Origin of the sequence: Paenibacillus sp. cl123, from assembly GCF_900101595.1 — a bacterium.
Classification (GTDB): domain Bacteria; phylum Bacillota; class Bacilli; order Paenibacillales; family NBRC-103111; genus Paenibacillus_G.
The window spans coordinates 1-17948 of record NZ_FMYY01000031.1 but is presented as its reverse complement, the minus strand read 5'-3'; the positions used below and the strand labels follow the sequence as shown (position 1 = coordinate 17948).

The following is a 17948-nucleotide window of genomic DNA, read 5'->3' as shown; positions in this document are numbered from 1 at the left end:
GCCCGCTCCCTGCCTGGGCTGCCCGCTTCCGGCTGCAGCGCAGCCTGCGTTTGCTCCTCCGGCGGCCTATCGGCCTGCGGCTTAAACCGCTGCGGCAGCGGCCTTGGCCAGCGTCTGACAGATCGTTTCGAGCCCGCGGTCGATCTCTTCCTTGCTGATCAGCAGGCTTGGAGCAAGCCGGATCACATTCGGGCCTGCCGGCACGACCAGGACACCCTGCTCATGAATCGACTTGATCAGCTCCGTATTCGGTACCGTCAAGCCGATGCCTATCAGCATCCCGAGGCCGCGGATCTCCCCGACCAGCGGATTGCCCGCCAGCTTGGTCTTCAGCTCGCTGAAGATATAATCGCTCATGGCCGCCGCCTTGGCCGGGACATCCTCTTCCAGCATCGTCTCCATCGTAGCAACGCCCGCCGCCGTCGACAAGTAGTTGCCGCCGAATGTCGTGCCGTGGGAGCCCGCGATGAACGCCCCGCGCAGCTTCTCTTTGCCGAGCATAGCGCCGATCGGCATCCCGCTGCCCAAACCTTTGGCGAGCGTAAACAGATCCGGCTCGATGCCATAATGCTCATAGGCAAACATCTTGCCGGTGCGTCCTACGCCGGTCTGAATTTCGTCCAGGATCAGCAGCAGACCATGGCGTTCGCACAGCTCGGCGACAGTCTTCACGAAGCCGGGTTCGGCCGGATTCACGCCGCCCTCTCCTTGCACCAGCTCCAGCATGACGGCGCAGGTGCGCGGCGAGATCAGCTTCTCCACCGCTGCCGCATCGTTATAGGGCGCATACACGAACCCTGCCGGCAGCGGAGCAAAGCCTTCTTTCACCTTTTCCTGTCCCGTAGCCGTCAAGGTAGCCAGAGTCCGTCCGTGGAACGACATGTCGAAAGTAATGATCTCATAGCGCTCCGGCTGCTCCAGCACCTTGGAGAAATACCGGCGGGCGATCTTGATCGCCGCTTCGTTCGCTTCCGCGCCGCTGTTGCAGAAGAAGACCGCGTCTGCGCAGCTGTTCGCCACAAGCAGCTCCGCCAGCTTCTCCTGACCGGGAATATGGAACAGATTGCTCGTATGCCAAAGCGTATCCGCCTGCTCCTTCAGCCGCTCGGTTACCCGCTTCGGGGCATGCCCCAAATTCGTGACGGCCAGGCCGCACATCAGGTCGAGGTACTCCTTGCCGTTCTCATCCCATAATCGGCTGCCTTCCCCCTTCACAAACGTAAAAGGATATCTGGCGTAATTCGGAAACAATGCGCTTTGAGCCTCTCCCATGTCGTTCACTCCTTTATATTAAGTATAAATGATGCCGTTAAAGCCTCCGAGCACAGGCTCATGAGCACAGCCTGCTCCTGATTAAGCCCTGACGATGCGCGTGCCGATGCTGCCCTCTTTCAAAACCTTGCTGAGCACCTGCGGCTCCGCTCCATTAACGATGACCACCTCGCGCACCTCGCCTTGGATGCACTGTACGGCTGCCCGTACTTTGGGTATCATCCCGCCGTAAATCTCGCCGCTGGCGATCATGTCGTCAATCTCCTGCACGGTGACAGAGGGAAGAACGCGCTTCTCGCCGTCCACTGACCTCATGATGCCCGGCACGTCCGTGACGACGATCATCCGTTCCACGCCGAGCTGCGACGCTACGGCTCCCGCCGCCGTGTCGGCATTGATATTGTAGCGCTGGCTGCCATCCGCTCCGATCCCGACCGGCGCAATGACCGGCATGTAGCCCATCGCTACAACTCCCCGGACCAGCTCGGCATTCACATGAGTCACATCGCCAACCAAACCGACCTCATGGGCGTTCGCAACCGGCTGCGTTTGCAGCAGATTGCCGTCCACGCCGGACAGGCCAACTGCCTTGGCGCCGGACTGCTGGATTTTGCGGACGATTTCCTTGTTGATTTTCCCCGCCAATACCATCTCGACGACGTCGAGAACGGCTTCATTCGTTTTGCGCAGGCCGCCCACAAACTCCGTCTCGATCCCCAGCTTGCCGAGCGTATCGGAGATGGCCGGACCGCCGCCGTGGACGATAACCGGGATGTCGCCTTCTTCCTGCAGCTGCTTCAGGTCCTCGAAGAACGCATCGGGCAAAGCGGCCAGCGTGCTGCCGCCGCATTTCATGACGAACATAAGTGATCGGTCCTCCTGATTCCCAAGGGATTCTAAATTTCTATTGCTAAACCTCTACGCCAGCCTACGTCCGGTAAGCGGCGTTAATGCGCACATAATCATACGTCAGATCGCAGCCCCAAGCCGTCGCGTTAGCTCCGCCCATATGCAGATCGACGTAAATCTGAACAAGCTCGCCCTTGAGGTACTCGGCCGCGCGCTCCTCGTCGAATCGGACCGGACGCGACTGCACCAGCACGGGAATGTCGCCGAGACGAATATCCACCGTCTCCGTTTGCACCGGATGCCCGGCGCGCCCGACCGCCGCAATGATGCGGCCCCAGTTCGCGTCAGCGCCAAAGCAGGCCGACTTCACCAGGCTGGAGCCGATGACGGTCTTGGCGATAGCCCGCGCCGCCTCGCGCGAATCAGCCTGCGCCACGGTAACCTCGATCAGCTTGGTGGCCCCTTCGCCGTCGCGGGCGATAGCCTTGGCTAGCACTTCGCCGACATAGTTGAAGCCGGCGGCAAACGCCGCCCAGTCCGGGTGCTCCGGTGTAAGCGATTCGTTCTCGGCCAAGCCGCTGGCCATGACAACGACCATATCATTCGTGCTGGTGTCGCCGTCCACCGTGATCATATTGAAGGTAGAGTCCGTAATATCGTTAAGCAGCTTCTGGAGCTGCGCGCTTTCAATATTCGCATCCGTCGTCATGAAGCCGAGCATGGTCGCCATATTCGGATGAATCATGCCGGAGCCTTTGGCCGCCCCTGCGATATGTACCGTCCGGCCGCCTACGGTTACCTGCACGCAGATTTCCTTCTTCACCAGGTCCGTGGTCAGGATCGCCTGGCAGAAGTCGTCTCCGCCTTCAAGCTTCACCGCCGCAGGCAGCTTCTCGATGCCGCTGAGCACCTTGCCCATCGGCAGCAGCTCGCCGATCACGCCGGTGGAGGTAACGCCCACGAGCTGCTCGGCGACGCCGAAAGCCCTCGCGCCCGCCGCGCGCATCGCGCGTGCGTCGTCTTCGCCCTGCTGGCCGGTGCAGGCGTTGGCATTGCCGCTGTTGACGAGCATAGCCTGCAGCTTGCCGCCCGCCGCAATGCTCTCCTGCGTCACGCGCAGCGGAGCCGCCTGGAATTGGTTCAGCGTATAAACGCCCGCCGCGTTAGCGGGCACTTCGCAATAAATGGCGCCCAGATCATGGCGCTCCGTTTTTTTCAGGCCGCAATGCAGCCCCCCGGCCCGAAACCCCTTAGGCGTCGTTACCGTACCGTCCGGAATCACCGTAAATGATTGTTGATTCGACATATAGACCTTCCCCCGTCCCTCTTGCCTTATGGATACACCGGGGTGAATGCAAGTCCAGTTGCCTCATCCCAGCCCATCATGATATTCAAATTCTGTACCGCTTGCCCGGCCGCGCCCTTGACCATGTTGTCGATGACAGACACGATCGTAAGCCTGCCGGTGCGCGCATCGAGCGAGAGCCCGATATCGCAGTAGTTGGAGCCGGCGACTTCCTTCGTCCCCGGATATTTGCCCAGCGGGCGTACCCGGACGAACGGTCTTCCTTCATAATAACTGCGGAACAGGTCATGAATCTCCTGCTCGCTGCGCGTCTGATTCAGGTTCACATAGATCGTCGCCATGATACCCCTTGTCATCGGCACCAGGTGTGTCGTGAACGTGATGGTGACTTCCTCATCCGCCAGACGGCTGACCGCCTGCTCGATCTCGGGCGTATGCTGATGGCGGTTCACTTTATACGCCAGGAAGTTCTCGTTGATCTCCGCATAATGCACGGTCTGGCTCAAGCCGCGCCCCGCCCCGGATACGCCCGATTTCGCATCGATAATGATGGACTTCAGATCGATCCAGCGTTTGGCTGCAAGCGGCGCCAGCCCCAGGATAGAAGCCGTCGGGTAGCACCCCGGATTGGAGATAAACGAGGCGCCCGGCACCTCATTGCCGAACAGCTCGCATAGTCCGTATACCGCTTTCGCCAGATAGTCCGGAGCAGCCGGCTTATGTTTATACCACTGCTCATAGACGCTGCCGTCCTGCAAGCGAAAGTCGCCGGACAGATCGATCACCTTAAGGCCGGCATCCAGCAGCTTGGGCGACAAGTCGATGCTTACCCCATGCGGCGTGGCCAGGAACACCACATCGGCTTTGCTCGCTATAAGCGGAATATCGATCCCGTCGAGATGATCGGTTACGATCTGATTCAGATGCGGATAGCCATCCGCTATAGGTACGCCGGCCGTCGACGACGAAATCACGGACGTAATCTCCACATTCGGATGCGTAAGCAGCAGCCGGATCAGCTCAACGCCGCCATATCCGGTCGATCCTACGATGGCGGCTCTTAATCGGGTAGTCATGGTTTCCGTCCCTCCACATGAAAACTATTGTATTATTATACATTCGTAGGTATAAAAATTCAATCGGTATTTTCCCCTGTTACGCCTCTTGCTTCTTAAATCTATTGCTCAGCTGCCTATTGCTTCTCATCTGTTGCTTTTGATCTATTGCCCAGTTGCCGCTCGTCCCTGGCCTTTTGCCAGCAAGCAGTCTTCCAGCTTACCCCTGCGCTTGTCCATCGTAACTCAGCCGGCGTTCGTCAGGCAAGCGCAATCCTCATGCTCCGCCTGACGTTTCTTCTACGAAGGACCTGTGAGCTTGAAGCCTTCGCCCAATACCTCATTCGTATCGCTCAGTATGACGAACGCCTGCGGGTCGACCGAGCGCACCAGCTCTTTCAGCCGGGTAACCTCGGTTTGTCCGACTACGACCATGAGCACTGTCCGGTCCTCGCCCGTATAGCCGCCTGTCGCCTGCAGCTTCGTCAAGCCGCGGTCCAGTTCGTACAGAATCGCTTCCCGGATCTCTTCCACCGAATCCGAGATAATAAACGCCACCTTGGAATAGCTGAGCCCGATCTGCACCACATTGATTGTCTTGCTTGTGACGAATAGACCAATCAACGCATACATCGCCTTCTCCGGGGAGATGAATATACCAGCCGTTACAATAACCAGACCGTCCAAGAGCGCCACACACAACCCGAAGCCGATACCCGTATACTTGTGCAAAATTTGCGCCGCTACCGAAAAGCCACCGGTCGATCCCCGTCCGCGGTACACCAGTCCGATCCCGATCCCCAGCAGGATGCCTCCGTAAATACTCGCAAGCAGTATGTTTGTCGTCAGGCTCGGCAGTTCCCGGGTCAGCAGCACAAGCAGCGGCAGCAGGACGGAGCCGACGGCCGTCTTGACCCCGAAGTTCCGCCCGATAAGCAGAAGACCCGCGAAGAAAAGCGGGATATTCAGCGCCCACTGTGTGAGCGCAGGTTCCAGCCCGAACATCGAATCGGCAATAATGCTGAGCCCCGATACGCCCCCCGACGCCAGCTGATTCGGATAGAAAAATAAATTGAAGCTCAGCGCGATCAATAAGGAACCGATTACAAGCAGTATGTATTCCATCACCCGGTGCCAGGGACTGTCGAGACGGGTCCTGGCTCTGCGCCGGTTGCGCTTGCCCGGCTCGCCCGGCGTCCCTGCCGGAGCTGACGGCTGCTGGCCCGGGTGCCGTTTTCCCCGCCCTGCTCTGGTCAGCCTTTCTTCCTTCTCCAGGCCGGCGGACTTCTGCTGTGCAGCCCCTAACGGCTCTGTCAGTCCCGGCTGCACCGGGCTGCCCAGCGCGATTTTCTCCCGCTCCGGACCAGCCGCTCCCGAAGACGGATAATCGCTCACCGGCCCCGAATCCCGGAGAGAAGCAGGGTGATCCGTGCGGCGTGAAGCGGCCGAATCTGCCTTGTGGGCGGCAGCCGGAGGAGTTCGTGTCCACACCTCAGCAGAAGCGGGGTCCCGCCCGTCCTTACGCCACAGCTTCTTGCCTTTCTTCCGATCGCTTCTACTTTCCAAGGACTTCACCCCGTCTCCAAGCCAAAGACCTACACAGCTGCCCGATCCCGCTCCTCCTCGTACCCAGTCGCTACCGGATGGCGCGTGGAGTGTGATCGCAGCTTGTGTAGGTGATAGCCCAAATCTCCTTGCCGGTTATAGTTACAGGATTTCTATTGTTCTTTCGTTGGCTTGTTGATCTGCTGACGCAAATACGCATCGATAAACGGGTCCAGATCTCCGTCCATCACCGCCCCGATATTTCCCGTCTCCTCCAGCGTCCGATGATCCTTCACCATGCTGTAAGGGTGGAAAACGTAAGAACGAATTTGGCTTCCCCAGGCAATATCCGACACTTCGCCGCGTATTTCGGCCAGATGTTTTTGCTGCTCCTCGATCTTCTTCTCGTACAGCTTGGAGCGCAGCATCTTCATCGCCTGCTCCCTGTTCTTAATCTGCGAGCGCTGCGTCTGGCAGCTGACGACGACACCGGTCGGAATATGCGTAATCCGCACGGCCGAGTCCGTGGTGTTGATATGCTGGCCGCCCGCTCCGGATGACCGGTATGTGTCGATCTTCAAATCCTCCGTACGAATCTCAACTTCGACATCGTCGTCAATCTCCGGCATTACATCGCAGGAGACGAACGACGTATGGCGCCGGCCTGATGCGTCGAAGGGCGAGATCCGCACCAGCCGGTGTACGCCTTTCTCCGCCTTCAGGTATCCATAGGCATTATAGCCCTTGATCGAAAGCGTGACGCTCTTCACCCCAGCCTCATCGCCAGGCAGATAATCCAGCACCTCGACCTTGAAGGCCCGCTTCTCCGCCCAGCGGCGGTACATGCGGAGCAGCATCTCGGCCCAGTCCTGCGACTCCGTGCCGCCTGCCCCGGGATGCAGCTCCAATATCGCATCCAGCCGGTCGTACGGCTGATTGAGCAGCAGCTGCAGCTCGAAATTTTCCAGCTTGCGGACCAAGCCGGACAGGCCCGACTCGATATCAGCGATCATGCTCTCGTCCTGCTCTTCCGCCATCAGCTCAACCATCACTTCCAGATCCTCGAATTCCGACTCCAGTTTCTGGAATTGCTCGACTCCGCCCTTCACCGCATTCATATCGGCGATCAGCTTCTGCGCCTTCTCATTGTCTTCCCAGAAATCCGGCGCCGACATCTTCTCTTCGAAGTCCGCGATCTGCTCCAGCTTCAGATCTAAGTCAAAGTGACCCCCTAAGCTCAGCCAATCGCTTGGCCGTTTCTTGTAAATCCCGCTTTACTTCCGCTTCCAACATACGTAAGCACCTCTTTATTTGGATTAGTTGTCCGCTGCCGCTGCGCCTATTCGTGGAAAAAGGAGACCGGAGCAGCGCCCCGACCTCCCTCTTGCTATCCGCTTCTGCGATAATTATCGCACAGACTTTATACGCCGTGGCATTGCTTGTATTTCTTGCCGCTGCCGCATGGGCACAGATCGTTGCGGCCGATAACGTCCTGCTTGTTAACCGTCGGCTTCTTCACCGCAGGCTCTGCATTCGTAGCCATCTCATGCTCATCCACGACCGCTTCCCGCACCATGTTCGTCTCCACATGTGCCTTCATGACATAAGTGGAAACTTCCTCCTGGATGCTTTGGATCATTTCCTGGAACATCTCATAGCCTTCGAATTGGTACTCACGCAGCGGATCTGTACCGCCGTAGGCCCGAAGATGAATCCCTTGGCGCAGCTGGTCCATCGCATCGATGTGATCCATCCACTTGCTGTCTACTGCGCGAAGCACAACGACCTTCTCGAACTCGCGAAAGAATTCCTCGCCAATCTGCTGCTCCCGCTCTTCGTACAACCGGGTAAGCAGGTCTTTGATCAGCTCGGCCACTTCTTCCTTCTCCTTGCCCCACAGCTCTTCGGCCGTCAGCTGACCTTCATGCAGGAAGGTGCCGTTGGCATAATCGATGATCGCCTGCAGATCCCATTCCTCCGGTACGAGATCAGCCGGACAGTGCGCTTCCACGATGCGGTCCACCACCGGCAGCATCATCCCGAGCACAATATCCCGGATATTCTCGGACTCGATCACCTCGCGACGCTGCTTGTAAATAATCTCGCGCTGCTGGTTCATCACATCGTCATATTGAAGGACGACCTTCCGAACGTCGAAGTTATTCCCCTCTACGCGCTTCTGCGCCGACTCGATAGCCCGGGAGATCAGCTTGCTCTCGATCGGCTGGTCTTCTTCAAAGCCGAGGCGGTCCATCATGCCCATAATATTCTCGGCGCCGAACCTTCTCATCAATTCATCCTCAAGCGAGAGGTAGAACTGCGACGAGCCCGGATCGCCTTGACGGCCTGCCCGGCCCCGAAGCTGGTTGTCAATCCGGCGGCTCTCATGACGTTCCGTACCTATAATATGCAAACCGCCGATCTCGGCTACTCCTTCGCCCAGCGTAATATCCGTACCCCGGCCGGCCATGTTCGTGGCGATCGTAACAGCGCCAGCTTGACCTGCGCGCGATACGATCTCGGCTTCCTCGGCATGGTATTTAGCATTGAGGACCTTATGCGGCACGCCCTTCTTCTTCAGCATTTCAGACAAGCGCTCGGAGTTCTCAATGGATACCGTACCGACCAGCACCGGCTGGTTTTTCTTATGCCGTTCCACGATCTCATTGACGACGGCGCGGAATTTGCTGCCCACCGACTTGTAGACGACGTCAGGGATATCTTTACGAATCATCGGGCGGTTTGTCGGTACGACAATAACGTCCAGCCCGTAGATTTTCTTCAATTCCTCTTCTTCCGTCTTCGCCGTACCGGTCATCCCGGACAGCTTGCGGTACATCCGGAAGTAGTTCTGCAGCGTGATGGTCGCCAGCGTCATCGACTCGTTCTGCACCTGCAGTTTTTCTTTCGCTTCGATCGCCTGATGGAGCCCTTCGCTGTAGCGGCGGCCGACCATGAGACGCCCGGTGAATTCGTCAACGATGACGATCTCGCCTTCCTGCACCACATAGTCAACATCCAGACGCATGATAACATGGGCCTTCAGCGCTTGCTGGATATGATGGTTCAGCGTGACATTCTCATGGTCGAATAAGTTCTCTACGCCGAATGCCTTCTCCGCCTTAGCCACGCCCTCTTCCGTCAGCGCTACGCTGCGCAGCTTCACGTCGATCGTGTAGTCTTCCTCTTCGGTCAGCTTACTCACAAAATGATCCGCCATATAGTACATATCCGTCGACTTGGCAGCCTGTCCGGAAATAATAAGCGGCGTCCGCGCCTCGTCGACCAAAATCGAATCGACTTCGTCAATAACCGCAAAGTAAAGCGGCTTCTGTACCATCTGCTCTTTATATACAACCATGTTATCACGCAGATAGTCGAAACCGAACTCGTTATTCGTTCCGTACGTAATATCACAGGCGTAAGCCGCTTGCTTCTCCGGGTGCGACAGATTCGGCAGGTTGACCCCGACCGTCATACCCAGGAATTCATAGATTTTGCCCATCTCGCCGCTGTCCCGCGTAGCCAGGTAGTCGTTGACCGTAACTACATGGACGCCCTTGCCCGTCAGCGCGTTCAAATATACAGGGAGCGTTCCGACCAGCGTCTTACCTTCCCCTGTGCGCATCTCGGCGATCCGGCCCTCATGAAGCGTCATGCCGCCGATCAGCTGTACATCATAATGCCGCTTGCCGAGCACGCGCTTGGAAGCTTCCCGTACGACAGCGAATGCTTCGGGCAGCAGTTCGTCCAGGTCCGCCCCATTGTTTAGTCTCTCGCGGAACTCGGCCGTCTTGCCCTTCAGCTGCTCGTCCGATAGCACCTCAATACTCGGCTCCAGCGAATTGATATGCTCAACGGCCTTCCACAACCGCTTTAACTCACGTTCATTCTGATCGCCAAAAAGCTTCTTAACGAGTCCTAGCATGCTGCTAAACCCCTTCCTTTATCGAACCATAATCGTTAACTTAAATTGTATCATTTTTGCGACATATCCCGCAACCAGCCGCTGGGCGCGGACACCGATTCTTTTAGTATCTCACCGCTCGATCTACACATACAGACGCTCCCGGCGTGAAAAAGTTTCATGGGGCGCTCGGGCATGCCAAATAGAGCCTGTCCAGTCGCATATGCGTCCAGACAGGCTCAGTCATATCGTATGTGCTAGTTTAAGAGGATTAACGGGCAGGCTCGATCAAACCGTACTTGCCGTCATCACGTTTGTACACTACATTCACTTGAGATGTATCGGAATTTGCGAATACGAAGAAGCTATGGCCAACCATATTCATCTGAAGGATGGCTTCATCGATATCCATCGGCTTCAAAGTGAATTTCTTGGTACGCACCAGCTCGAACTCTTCTTCGTCCTCGTCATAGACCGCCGTAGCTGCAGGCTCGATACGGAACAGGTCCTTCAAACTGCCTTCCTGTCTAACCTTGCGGTTGGCCTTGGTCTTAGCCTTGCGGATCTGACGCTCCAGCTTGTCCACCACGAGGTCCACAGCCGCGTAGAGATCGGAATGCTTCTCTTCGGCACGCAGCATGAAGGCCGGAAGCGGTACGGTCACCTCGACCGTTTGGAGGCCCTTCAGGACGCTAAGCGTAACATGTACTTCAGATGTAGGGGGAGCTTCGATGTACCTTTCCAGCCTGCTAAGCTTCTTCTCCACATGGTCCCTCAAAGCCTCAGTCACTTCGATATTCTCACCACGGATATTGAATTTCATGTACAACTCCTCCTTTCATACCTACAGTATACTATATTCCCCCTCGACCTTCAAAAATCCTTCATAATCGACACGGTAAATTCACAAAATATTTGTACAATTTGGGACGAACAATAGGACACGCAAAAAAACACCCCGGTTCCCCAGGGTGTTGGTTATCGCTGCCACATTCACTCAAAACCATAACCATCTATACGGGCCGCCGATGACGGCGGGATGATTACAACTTGACGACGTTAGCTGCTTGAGGACCGCGCGCGCCCTCTACGATGTCAAACTCAACGGATTGGCCTTCTTCCAAAGTCTTGAATCCGTCTGTTTGGATCGCGGAGAAGTGAACGAATACGTCGCCACCGTCTTCACGCTCAATGAAACCATAGCCTTTTTCTGCGTTGAACCATTTCACTTTACCTTGCATGCAATAACATTCCCTTCATCGTCAAATAACTGCAAGCATCTGCCCACATTTCGAATATATCACCGCAAGTAACCGCTGTCAATCCAACATCCACCATGTTAGCTAAATATTTAGAAAATTCCAGTATTAACATCCCGTTGATAATTTATTCACATCGAAAAACCTTGTCCCGTCGCGGTTTTCCGACATTTTCCGCGAAGTTGTCAACAGAGTTATCCACATTGTCCACAGGTGGGTGTGGAGAAACATTTAAAGCTCTTTTCCCGTCCACAACTGAATATTTTATAACAAATACGAAAAAGCCGCTATCTCCGTGGAGAACAGCAGCATTGAAAAAATCTGTCTTCTATATTGTATATAAAGCTATTTTTTTTGGTCGAAGAACAAACTCTCCCCATTATAGCTGCTTTCATAAGCATTTCGATGCACGCGTGAGCCTCTTACTTTACTTAGTTCAGCGGACGCCTCCTCTTGTAATGACTGCATCCGCTGAGCAATTTGGCTATCCATTTCCACAATGCTTTGGATCAGTTTCCGGTCGGCAAGGCTGAATTCCGCTCCCTTCCGCTGAAGAGCGGTCAGAACTGCTTCTCGCTTCTCTACAAACTGCTCCAATTCTTCAAAAGTGGCATCTTTCAAGTCACCGGCAATCTCTAGAGATAGCTGAAGCAACAACTGTAGCAGTTCCGTTGACTCAGGCATGCTGGATTCCCGCGGCGTTTGGGGTTGTTGCCTTGCTAATTCTAGCTGCTTCCAGCCATGTTTCCTTCAATTCTCTTAGAAAATCAAGCACTTCCTCTGCGATTTCCGGAGACTTCTTCACATTGGCTTCAATTAAACGATGGATAAAGTAATCATACAACTTCAGCAGCCCCTCAGCTATAGGAGCAGTGTGATCCAAAGTCGCCGCGAGTTCCCCCAGAATGGCCTGTACTTTTCCGATGTTGAGATTGGCTTCCTCATAATTTCTTTGATTCAACGCTTCGACGGCAAGCTTGCAAAATCGGATAGCTCCATCGCTCAGCATCATGAGCAGTTGGGCAGGCGTAGCTGTCTGGATGGAGGTTTCCATATACTTATTTCTAGGTTGATTGATCATAGCTATCCCCTCTTAATCCTGAAATTTTCACAGGTATGCTGTCATCATCTGCGTTCATCAATAATGATACCGGCCATCTCCATCATTTTAGCAACGAAATCAAGCGTTTTTTCAGGGGGAACCTCTCTAATGACTTCACCGGTTTCTTTGTCCAAAACCTTAACCGTAATACTCTTCGTTTGTTCGTGCACGCCAAATTCCAAAGTAGTTGTTTTCCCCTGAATGGCTTTAATGGCACGTTCTATCGATTTAACAAACTGCTCGTCACTTAACGTGTAGTATTCGCCCTTCAGCTCAGCTTCCTTCAGCTTTACTGTGTTAGTGATAGATATGGGGACAGCAGGAGCCGCTTTCGCAGCAGGCTCGCCGCTCCCTGTATCATCCGGCCTGGGATATTGGTTTCCAGTTATTGAAATACTCATGTGTGGGACCCCCGATTCATTAGCCGCCTAGTTGTTGGGACAACCAACTGCTCTGCGTGTTCATTTGCTGCAATGCCTTCTCCATGGCAGTGAACTGCTTATAGTACCGCTCTTCGAGTGCGCCAAGCTTACTTGTATATCTGGTAATTCGAGTCTCTACGTCCCTAAGCTGTTTACCGAGGATCGTTTCTACACTTGTTACATCAGATGTACTTCCCGCCTTCTCGGACACTTGCTTCATAACCGCAGATACTTGATCGTACAGCCTAACGGCAAGTCCGTCGCCGGCCTGGGAGTCGGGGTCATTATCGTTACGTGTAAAGAGCGCCATAACCTGCTCCGGATTGTTAGTAATGGCCTCCCTCAGTTTCTGTTCGTCAATATTCAACTTCCCTTCTTCGAAATACGCGCCTGTCTTGATGCCGATCAACGAAAGTTCGTTAATATCACCTGAGGGTATGCCCGATACGGTGTTGTTAAATGCACTTCTGAAGCCGGATAAGGCCGAAGTGAAAATCGGATCTCTGCGAAGCATCCCGCTTTTCGCCTTTTCCTCCCAAAGTTTAATATCATTTTCCTTCATTTCTTTCTTTTGCTCATCGGTCAGCGGAGTGAAGCTCCGATACTTCTGCTCGGAGATTTTTTTACTGATCGTAGCTATCGTGTCGTTGTATTTATCAATAAAAGTCTTGATTGAATTGAAAACCGCATCGATATCCTGATTGACCGTTATTTTAACCGGATCTTCGCTGGCAGCCTGAATTTTTCTGGCTGTGAACTGAATTCCATTGATGCTGAACGTATTGGAGGCAAACTTGGCGTTCTCCACATCGTTGTAATCGACGATAGCGCTTTTGCCGCTTACCGATATTTCGGAATAATCCATATTCGGCTGAGAGGAAAGCGAATTTAGTCCGAGATTAGCATCTACTGTTCCCGAGTCGACGTTCTCGAAGTTTAAGTCTTTACCGCTATCGGGATTGAAAAAAGCGAGCTTTTTGGTTGTAGGGTCCAGCGAGGCCGTTAATCCCGCCTTGCCCAGCTTCGAACCGTTGATCGTATCGATGACTTGCCCGACCGTGGTCTTATTTGTGAAATTGAGCTCAATCTCTTCGCTTCCGTATTTTACCTTAAGCTTCTGAACTCCGGTCATGCTTTTATTAACAATCTGACTGAGAGAATCAAATGTCGCCGTTCCCCCGGCTTCGATCGTTTTCGCCGCATCCATCTTAAGGCTGGCGCCTGGCACAGCTGGCGCTGTGGGCAGCTTGAATACCGTGCTCAGCAGATTGCTGGCGGAGCCTTCGTTCAACAGCCGTAGCGTTACATTTGCATCATCACCGGTGTTGGTAGAACTAAAGAAGAAACGGTCCAAGTTGGCATCGTAGCTTGCTTTTACTCCCGTTTGGGAAGATCGGGAATTGATAGAGTTCACTACATCGGTGACCGTATCGGTTTTGCTGAGCTTGATCACGGAGGAACCCTTTTCCCCGCTGATGTACATCGACGTATCCAGCGTCAACCCGATGCTTTCCAGACTGGCTTTGGAGTCTCCTGGACCGGAAGTAACAACGTCGCCAGAAGTCAGCGAAGCCGTCTCGGCCAGCTGCTTGATTCTCAAGGTGTAGGTACCATCTGTCCCGCCGGATGTACCGGAAGCCGTAACGACACCCTCGTTCGAGGAGGTTGCTTTCTTGGCTGTATAAGAAGATTGCAGCTTCATATTGAAAGCTGTATTACGAAAATCCATCATTTTCGTGTTCAAAGCTCTGTAGTCATCACGCTGCCATTCCAGCTGAGCCTTCTTCTGTACCAGCTTCTCTGACGGAACGCGATGCGCCTGCATCAGCTTCTTGACCATCTCATCGATATCCATACCTGACGAAAAACCGTTAATCCGCATTACTGGCATCTTCGTAGCGCCACCCTTCATGCATAGCTATTACTAGCTTTATCGGCATAATCCGGCCATTTATTTAGGAAAATGTTTGCAGGTATAAAAAAAGAAACTCTAGGGATCCTAGAGTTTCTTCGAAAGTTAAAATTAACGAAGCAGTTGAAGTACGCCTTGCGGCTGTTGGTTGGCTTGAGCCAGCATCGCTTGAGCAGCTTGGGAAAGGATGTTGTTCTTTGTGAACTCCATCATTTCTTTCGCCATATCCACATCGCGGATACGGGATTCAGCAGCAGTCAAGTTCTCGGAGGAAGTGCCCAAGTTGTTGATCGTGTGCTCAAGGCGGTTTTGGAACGCACCAAGCGTCGAACGTTGTGCAGATACTTTCTCCAGAGCGTCGTTGATTACGCTGATCGCTGCGGAAGCTTTTTCATGTGTGGACACGTCCAGGGAGTACTCAACAGCTGTGTTGTTCGTACCGTTAGTAACGTTTTTCGTAGCAACGAAGGAAGCTACGGAGCCATTTTTCGCTGTTGCCGTACCGCCGGCAGTAGTTCCACTGATACCAAGAGCTTCGGAACGCATATCGTCGATTTGGATTGTGATGCTTTGACCTGTATTAGCGCCGATTTGGAAGCTAGCTTCGAAGCCGTTGCCCGCTTTGTCGGACGACTTGATAGTTGGAGCATTGTCGGATTCGACATTCGCTCTTTGTGTCAGCGTGATCGTTCCAGCAACAGCGGCAGCAGAGTACTTAGCGCTCAATGCGGCGTTGTTAGTTCCGATGGCAGTTGCCAGCAATGCAGCTTGGCCATTGGCAGTTGTCGAACCAGCTGAGAGAGTTTCATCAAAGATGATCGCTTTACCTGCAGCTACCAAAGCTGCGTCATCCTCGCCCTTACCATCAACAACAAGAATTTCTTGTCCGTCGATCTCGAATTTACCGCCAGCCTCGACTACTTTGCCGCCAGTATGGGTATAAGTGAACTCACCTGCTTTGGCAGCAGAGTTTACTACGCCTTTTTCCAAACCTACGCCTTGAGCTGCTCCTGCTTTTTCGGTCAGGACGATTTTGTTCTTAACGACAGTGACGTCATAAACGCCGCTTACTGTAGCGTCGCTTGCCAGTGCATCGCGGATGCTCTTAGCTTGCTCTTCTACGCTCAGCAAGTCGCCGGCAGTGCCAATGTTAAACTGGCCAGCACCTGCGCCGGTAGCAACAGATGTCAGTTGAACAGTTGTCAGCTCGCTAGGGGACCCGGCAGTAGGGATTTTGAAATCAATCGTTTCGCCAGTGTTTTTAAACTTCTCTGTAATGTCGAAGGAGAAGCTGCCGCGTACTTCAGCATCCAAGCCTTTGGCGAACGTGCCGTTTTTACCAACAATTGCATGAGTAGCCGTTTCGATTGCAGTTGTACCAGCTTGTACTGTACCTGCAGCATTGGTAAGGGTGACATTGACAGGGCTTGTTACTAGTCCAGAACTGTTCAATGCGTTTTGGATATTAGCTAGCGTATCGCCTGCGCCAGCAGCATCCAGACTTACTGTAACTGTAGACCCCGATTTAGCTACGGTTGTAGCTCCGCCACCATTATCAGCAAATGTAATGTTCAAACCATTTAAATCTGTGCCAACATTTTGAGCCTCAATCGACAAGGTCATGCCGTTAGCAAGTGTAATATCAAGCTTGGACTTACCAGTCTCACTGCCTGTGATTGTGGAGAACGAAGAAATAGCGCCTTTTTTACCACCTTCGGTAGTAACTCCAACCGTCAGGTCAGTTTTCTTGCTGCCGCCGCCATCAAGCAGCTTCTGTGTATTGAACTCCGTCGTGTTACCAATACGGTTCAACTCAGAAGTCAGCTGGTTCATTTCCTTTTGAATCTCATCACGGTCGATGTTAACGTTCGTGTCGTTCGCGGATTGGCCGGCGAGTTCACGCATACGTTGGAGGATCGAGTGAGCTTCGTTCAGCGCGCCCTCAGCTGTTTGGATCATCGAGATACCGTCTTGAGCATTCCGTGTAGCTTGATCCAAGCCGCGGATTTGGCCGCGCATTTTTTCGGAGATCGCCAGACCTGCAGCGTCATCGCCTGCACGGTTGATGCGAAGACCGGAAGACAGCTTTTCCATGGCTTTGCTTGCGGAAGCTGTGTTGCCCGTCAGTTGACGGTGAGTGTTCAATGCCGCAATATTGTGGTTAATTCTCATTGTTCTCTTCCTCCCTGAATGTACGAAATTCCACGTCCGTGTGGATTTATAGTGGGGTTAGCCATAGGTCGGCCGCCCTAGCTGACCCCAATACTATATATATCGTACGGGACAATTTGAAAATGAAGAGGGACTCAGAAAATTTTTCCGAAGTTTATCGTTTTTTTAACCAATCGCTGATGCTCTTCGGGTTCAGCAGCTGCTCGCTGGCCTGTTTGTTGGATTCCTTGATAGCCTGATAGACCTCATGCCGGTATACCTGAATATGCTTGGGTGCCTTAATGCCTATGCGAACATTGTCGCCTTCTGACGATAGAACTACGATCTCGACTTGCTCTCCGATCATGATGGACTCGCCTTTTTTCCTGGACAGGACAAGCATCGCTTATTCCCCCTTGGCTGCGGCTTCCGTTGGAAGAAGCAGCTTCTCTTTGACTTGATAGGCAGAGTCATGAAGAATAATCTGCTTGGCCAGCTTCTTGCCGGAGTTCACAACAATAGGAGCCAGCAGATTAATCGTGGCCTCTTCCAAATTCTCATTAACGGTTACGACCGACCATACTTCAACCTCCCCGGCCCCTTCAAGCTTTAGCTCCTGCTGCAGAAGCTCGTCGACGGAGAAGTCGTAGTCAAGGAAGAACTGAAACGGATCGGTTATCATAAAAGCGAGGTTAGGTTCCTCGATAGACTGCATATAATAGAACGGCACCCCTTCTTCCACGGGGATTAGTAGATACCGTGTGTAAGCCTCCAAACCTGGCATTCCTTGGACAAAAATGAACAAGTCCTTCTCTTCGAACGTAACTTCCCCAAAAAAACGGGTATTCGCCTTCATCTCATATGCCTCCCACTATAAAGTAATGTTTTCTTCTGTTTTCTCACGTATTCTCAATATTTCAACTTTGACAGCTTGAGCGGTAATAGCGGAGAATGTAGCCTATGCAACTGACTGGAGTCAGAGCGTAGGCGGGAATAGAGCTTAGGATGTCAGATTCCAAAACTGTGGATGATTCGGTATGATCGCACAGTTGGATATCCACATTCACCCTCGGGGTTTACCCTCCCATGTCACGCTGGGTCTATGCCCTCACATTCCTTCGTTCTACCTCTCAAGGGGTGGATGCCGATTCTTGCTCCTTTACGGGGT

At 53.4% G+C, this 17948-nt stretch carries 15 protein-coding genes and 2 pseudogenes; all 17 read right to left on the bottom strand.

Going from position 1 to position 17948, the window contains the following annotated elements:
- Positions 1 to 81 precede the first annotated feature (81 nt).
- Positions 82 to 1272 carry an aspartate aminotransferase family protein gene (locus tag BLR08_RS28050; protein WP_072337857.1) on the bottom strand — a complete coding sequence of 397 codons (1191 nt, stop codon included), beginning with the start codon at positions 1270 to 1272 and terminating at the stop codon, positions 82 to 84.
- Between the two features lie 81 nt (positions 1273 to 1353).
- Positions 1354 to 2136 (bottom strand): acetylglutamate kinase, encoded by a 783-nt coding sequence (argB, locus tag BLR08_RS28045; RefSeq protein WP_072337858.1) that lies wholly within the window; start codon positions 2134 to 2136, stop codon positions 1354 to 1356.
- 64 nt (positions 2137 to 2200) lie between these two features.
- Positions 2201 to 3427: a bifunctional glutamate N-acetyltransferase/amino-acid acetyltransferase ArgJ gene (gene argJ / locus BLR08_RS28040; RefSeq protein ID WP_072337859.1), complete on the bottom strand. Its 1227-nt coding sequence runs from the start codon at positions 3425 to 3427 to the stop codon at positions 2201 to 2203.
- 26 nt (positions 3428 to 3453) lie between these two features.
- Positions 3454 to 4503, bottom strand: coding sequence for an N-acetyl-gamma-glutamyl-phosphate reductase (gene argC / locus BLR08_RS28035; RefSeq protein WP_072337860.1), 1050 nt, complete (start codon positions 4501 to 4503; stop codon positions 3454 to 3456).
- A 279-nt stretch (positions 4504 to 4782) separates the two neighbouring features.
- Entirely contained in the window at positions 4783 to 5607 is an 825-nt protein-coding gene (locus BLR08_RS28030; RefSeq protein WP_072337877.1) for a YitT family protein, read from the bottom strand.
- A gap of 593 nt (positions 5608 to 6200) precedes the next feature.
- Positions 6201 to 7320, bottom strand: a protein-coding gene (gene prfB, locus BLR08_RS28025; RefSeq protein WP_143014485.1) for a peptide chain release factor 2 whose coding sequence is annotated in 2 segments (ribosomal slippage) — positions 6201 to 7247 and positions 7249 to 7320 — 1119 coding nt in all. Because the reading frame shifts where the segments join, the coding sequence is not laid out codon by codon here.
- A 127-nt stretch (positions 7321 to 7447) separates the two neighbouring features.
- Complete coding sequence (gene secA, locus BLR08_RS28020; protein ID WP_072337862.1) at positions 7448 to 9955, bottom strand: preprotein translocase subunit SecA; 2508 nt, start codon at positions 9953 to 9955, stop codon at positions 7448 to 7450.
- Positions 9956 to 10205: 250 nt separating this feature from the next.
- Positions 10206 to 10757, bottom strand: coding sequence for a ribosome hibernation-promoting factor, HPF/YfiA family (gene hpf, locus BLR08_RS28015; RefSeq protein ID WP_072337863.1), 552 nt, complete (start codon positions 10755 to 10757; stop codon positions 10206 to 10208).
- A 220-nt stretch (positions 10758 to 10977) separates the two neighbouring features.
- Entirely contained in the window at positions 10978 to 11175 is a 198-nt protein-coding gene (locus BLR08_RS28010) for a cold shock domain-containing protein (RefSeq protein WP_010496818.1), read from the bottom strand.
- Between the two features lie 363 nt (positions 11176 to 11538).
- Positions 11539 to 11877 (bottom strand): flagellar protein FliT, encoded by a 339-nt coding sequence (locus BLR08_RS28005; protein ID WP_072337864.1) that lies wholly within the window; start codon positions 11875 to 11877, stop codon positions 11539 to 11541.
- Positions 11870 to 12274, bottom strand: a complete 405-nt coding sequence (gene fliS, locus BLR08_RS28000) for a flagellar export chaperone FliS (protein WP_072337865.1) — start codon at positions 12272 to 12274, stop codon at positions 11870 to 11872. The genes BLR08_RS28005 and fliS overlap by 8 nt, the downstream gene beginning before the upstream one ends.
- A 44-nt stretch (positions 12275 to 12318) precedes the next feature.
- Positions 12319 to 12696, bottom strand: a complete 378-nt coding sequence (locus tag BLR08_RS27995) for a flagellar protein FlaG (RefSeq protein WP_072337866.1) — start codon at positions 12694 to 12696, stop codon at positions 12319 to 12321.
- A gap of 19 nt (positions 12697 to 12715) precedes the next feature.
- Positions 12716 to 14608, bottom strand: coding sequence for a flagellar filament capping protein FliD (fliD, locus tag BLR08_RS27990; protein ID WP_176835625.1), 1893 nt, complete (start codon positions 14606 to 14608; stop codon positions 12716 to 12718).
- A 132-nt stretch (positions 14609 to 14740) separates the two neighbouring features.
- A pseudogene (locus BLR08_RS32205) lies at positions 14741 to 14980 on the bottom strand (flagellin); the annotation flags it as partial.
- Between the two features lie 1464 nt (positions 14981 to 16444).
- Positions 16445 to 16801 (bottom strand): annotated as a pseudogene (locus BLR08_RS27980) (flagellin); the annotation flags it as partial.
- A gap of 154 nt (positions 16802 to 16955) precedes the next feature.
- Entirely contained in the window at positions 16956 to 17183 is a 228-nt protein-coding gene (csrA, locus tag BLR08_RS27975; protein ID WP_072337869.1) for a carbon storage regulator CsrA, read from the bottom strand.
- Between the two features lie 3 nt (positions 17184 to 17186).
- Positions 17187 to 17636, bottom strand: a complete 450-nt coding sequence (fliW, locus tag BLR08_RS27970; RefSeq protein ID WP_072337870.1) for a flagellar assembly protein FliW — start codon at positions 17634 to 17636, stop codon at positions 17187 to 17189.
- Positions 17637 to 17948: the final 312 nt, after the last annotated feature.

What these genes read in the sequence shown, in the direction of transcription:
- BLR08_RS28050 (WP_072337857.1), bottom strand. Translation starts at nt 1,272, where the DNA reads ATGGGAGAGGCTCAAAGCGCATTGTTTCCGAATTACGCCAGATATCCT.
- argB (WP_072337858.1), bottom strand. Translation starts at nt 2,136, where the DNA reads ATGTTCGTCATGAAATGCGGCGGCAGCACGCTGGCCGCTTTGCCCGAT.
- argJ (WP_072337859.1), bottom strand. Translation starts at nt 3,427, where the DNA reads ATGTCGAATCAACAATCATTTACGGTGATTCCGGACGGTACGGTAACG.
- argC (WP_072337860.1), bottom strand. Translation starts at nt 4,503, where the DNA reads ATGACTACCCGATTAAGAGCCGCCATCGTAGGATCGACCGGATATGGC.
- BLR08_RS28030 (WP_072337877.1), bottom strand. Translation starts at nt 5,607, where the DNA reads ATGGAATACATACTGCTTGTAATCGGTTCCTTATTGATCGCGCTGAGC.
- secA (WP_072337862.1), bottom strand. Translation starts at nt 9,955, where the DNA reads ATGCTAGGACTCGTTAAGAAGCTTTTTGGCGATCAGAATGAACGTGAG.
- hpf (WP_072337863.1), bottom strand. Translation starts at nt 10,757, where the DNA reads ATGAAATTCAATATCCGTGGTGAGAATATCGAAGTGACTGAGGCTTTG.
- BLR08_RS28010 (WP_010496818.1), bottom strand. Translation starts at nt 11,175, where the DNA reads ATGCAAGGTAAAGTGAAATGGTTCAACGCAGAAAAAGGCTATGGTTTC.
- BLR08_RS28005 (WP_072337864.1), bottom strand. Translation starts at nt 11,877, where the DNA reads ATGCCTGAGTCAACGGAACTGCTACAGTTGTTGCTTCAGCTATCTCTA.
- fliS (WP_072337865.1), bottom strand. Translation starts at nt 12,274, where the DNA reads ATGATCAATCAACCTAGAAATAAGTATATGGAAACCTCCATCCAGACA.
- BLR08_RS27995 (WP_072337866.1), bottom strand. Translation starts at nt 12,696, where the DNA reads ATGAGTATTTCAATAACTGGAAACCAATATCCCAGGCCGGATGATACA.
- fliD (WP_176835625.1), bottom strand. Translation starts at nt 14,608, where the DNA reads ATGCCAGTAATGCGGATTAACGGTTTTTCGTCAGGTATGGATATCGAT.
- csrA (WP_072337869.1), bottom strand. Translation starts at nt 17,183, where the DNA reads ATGCTTGTCCTGTCCAGGAAAAAAGGCGAGTCCATCATGATCGGAGAG.
- fliW (WP_072337870.1), bottom strand. Translation starts at nt 17,636, where the DNA reads ATGAAGGCGAATACCCGTTTTTTTGGGGAAGTTACGTTCGAAGAGAAG.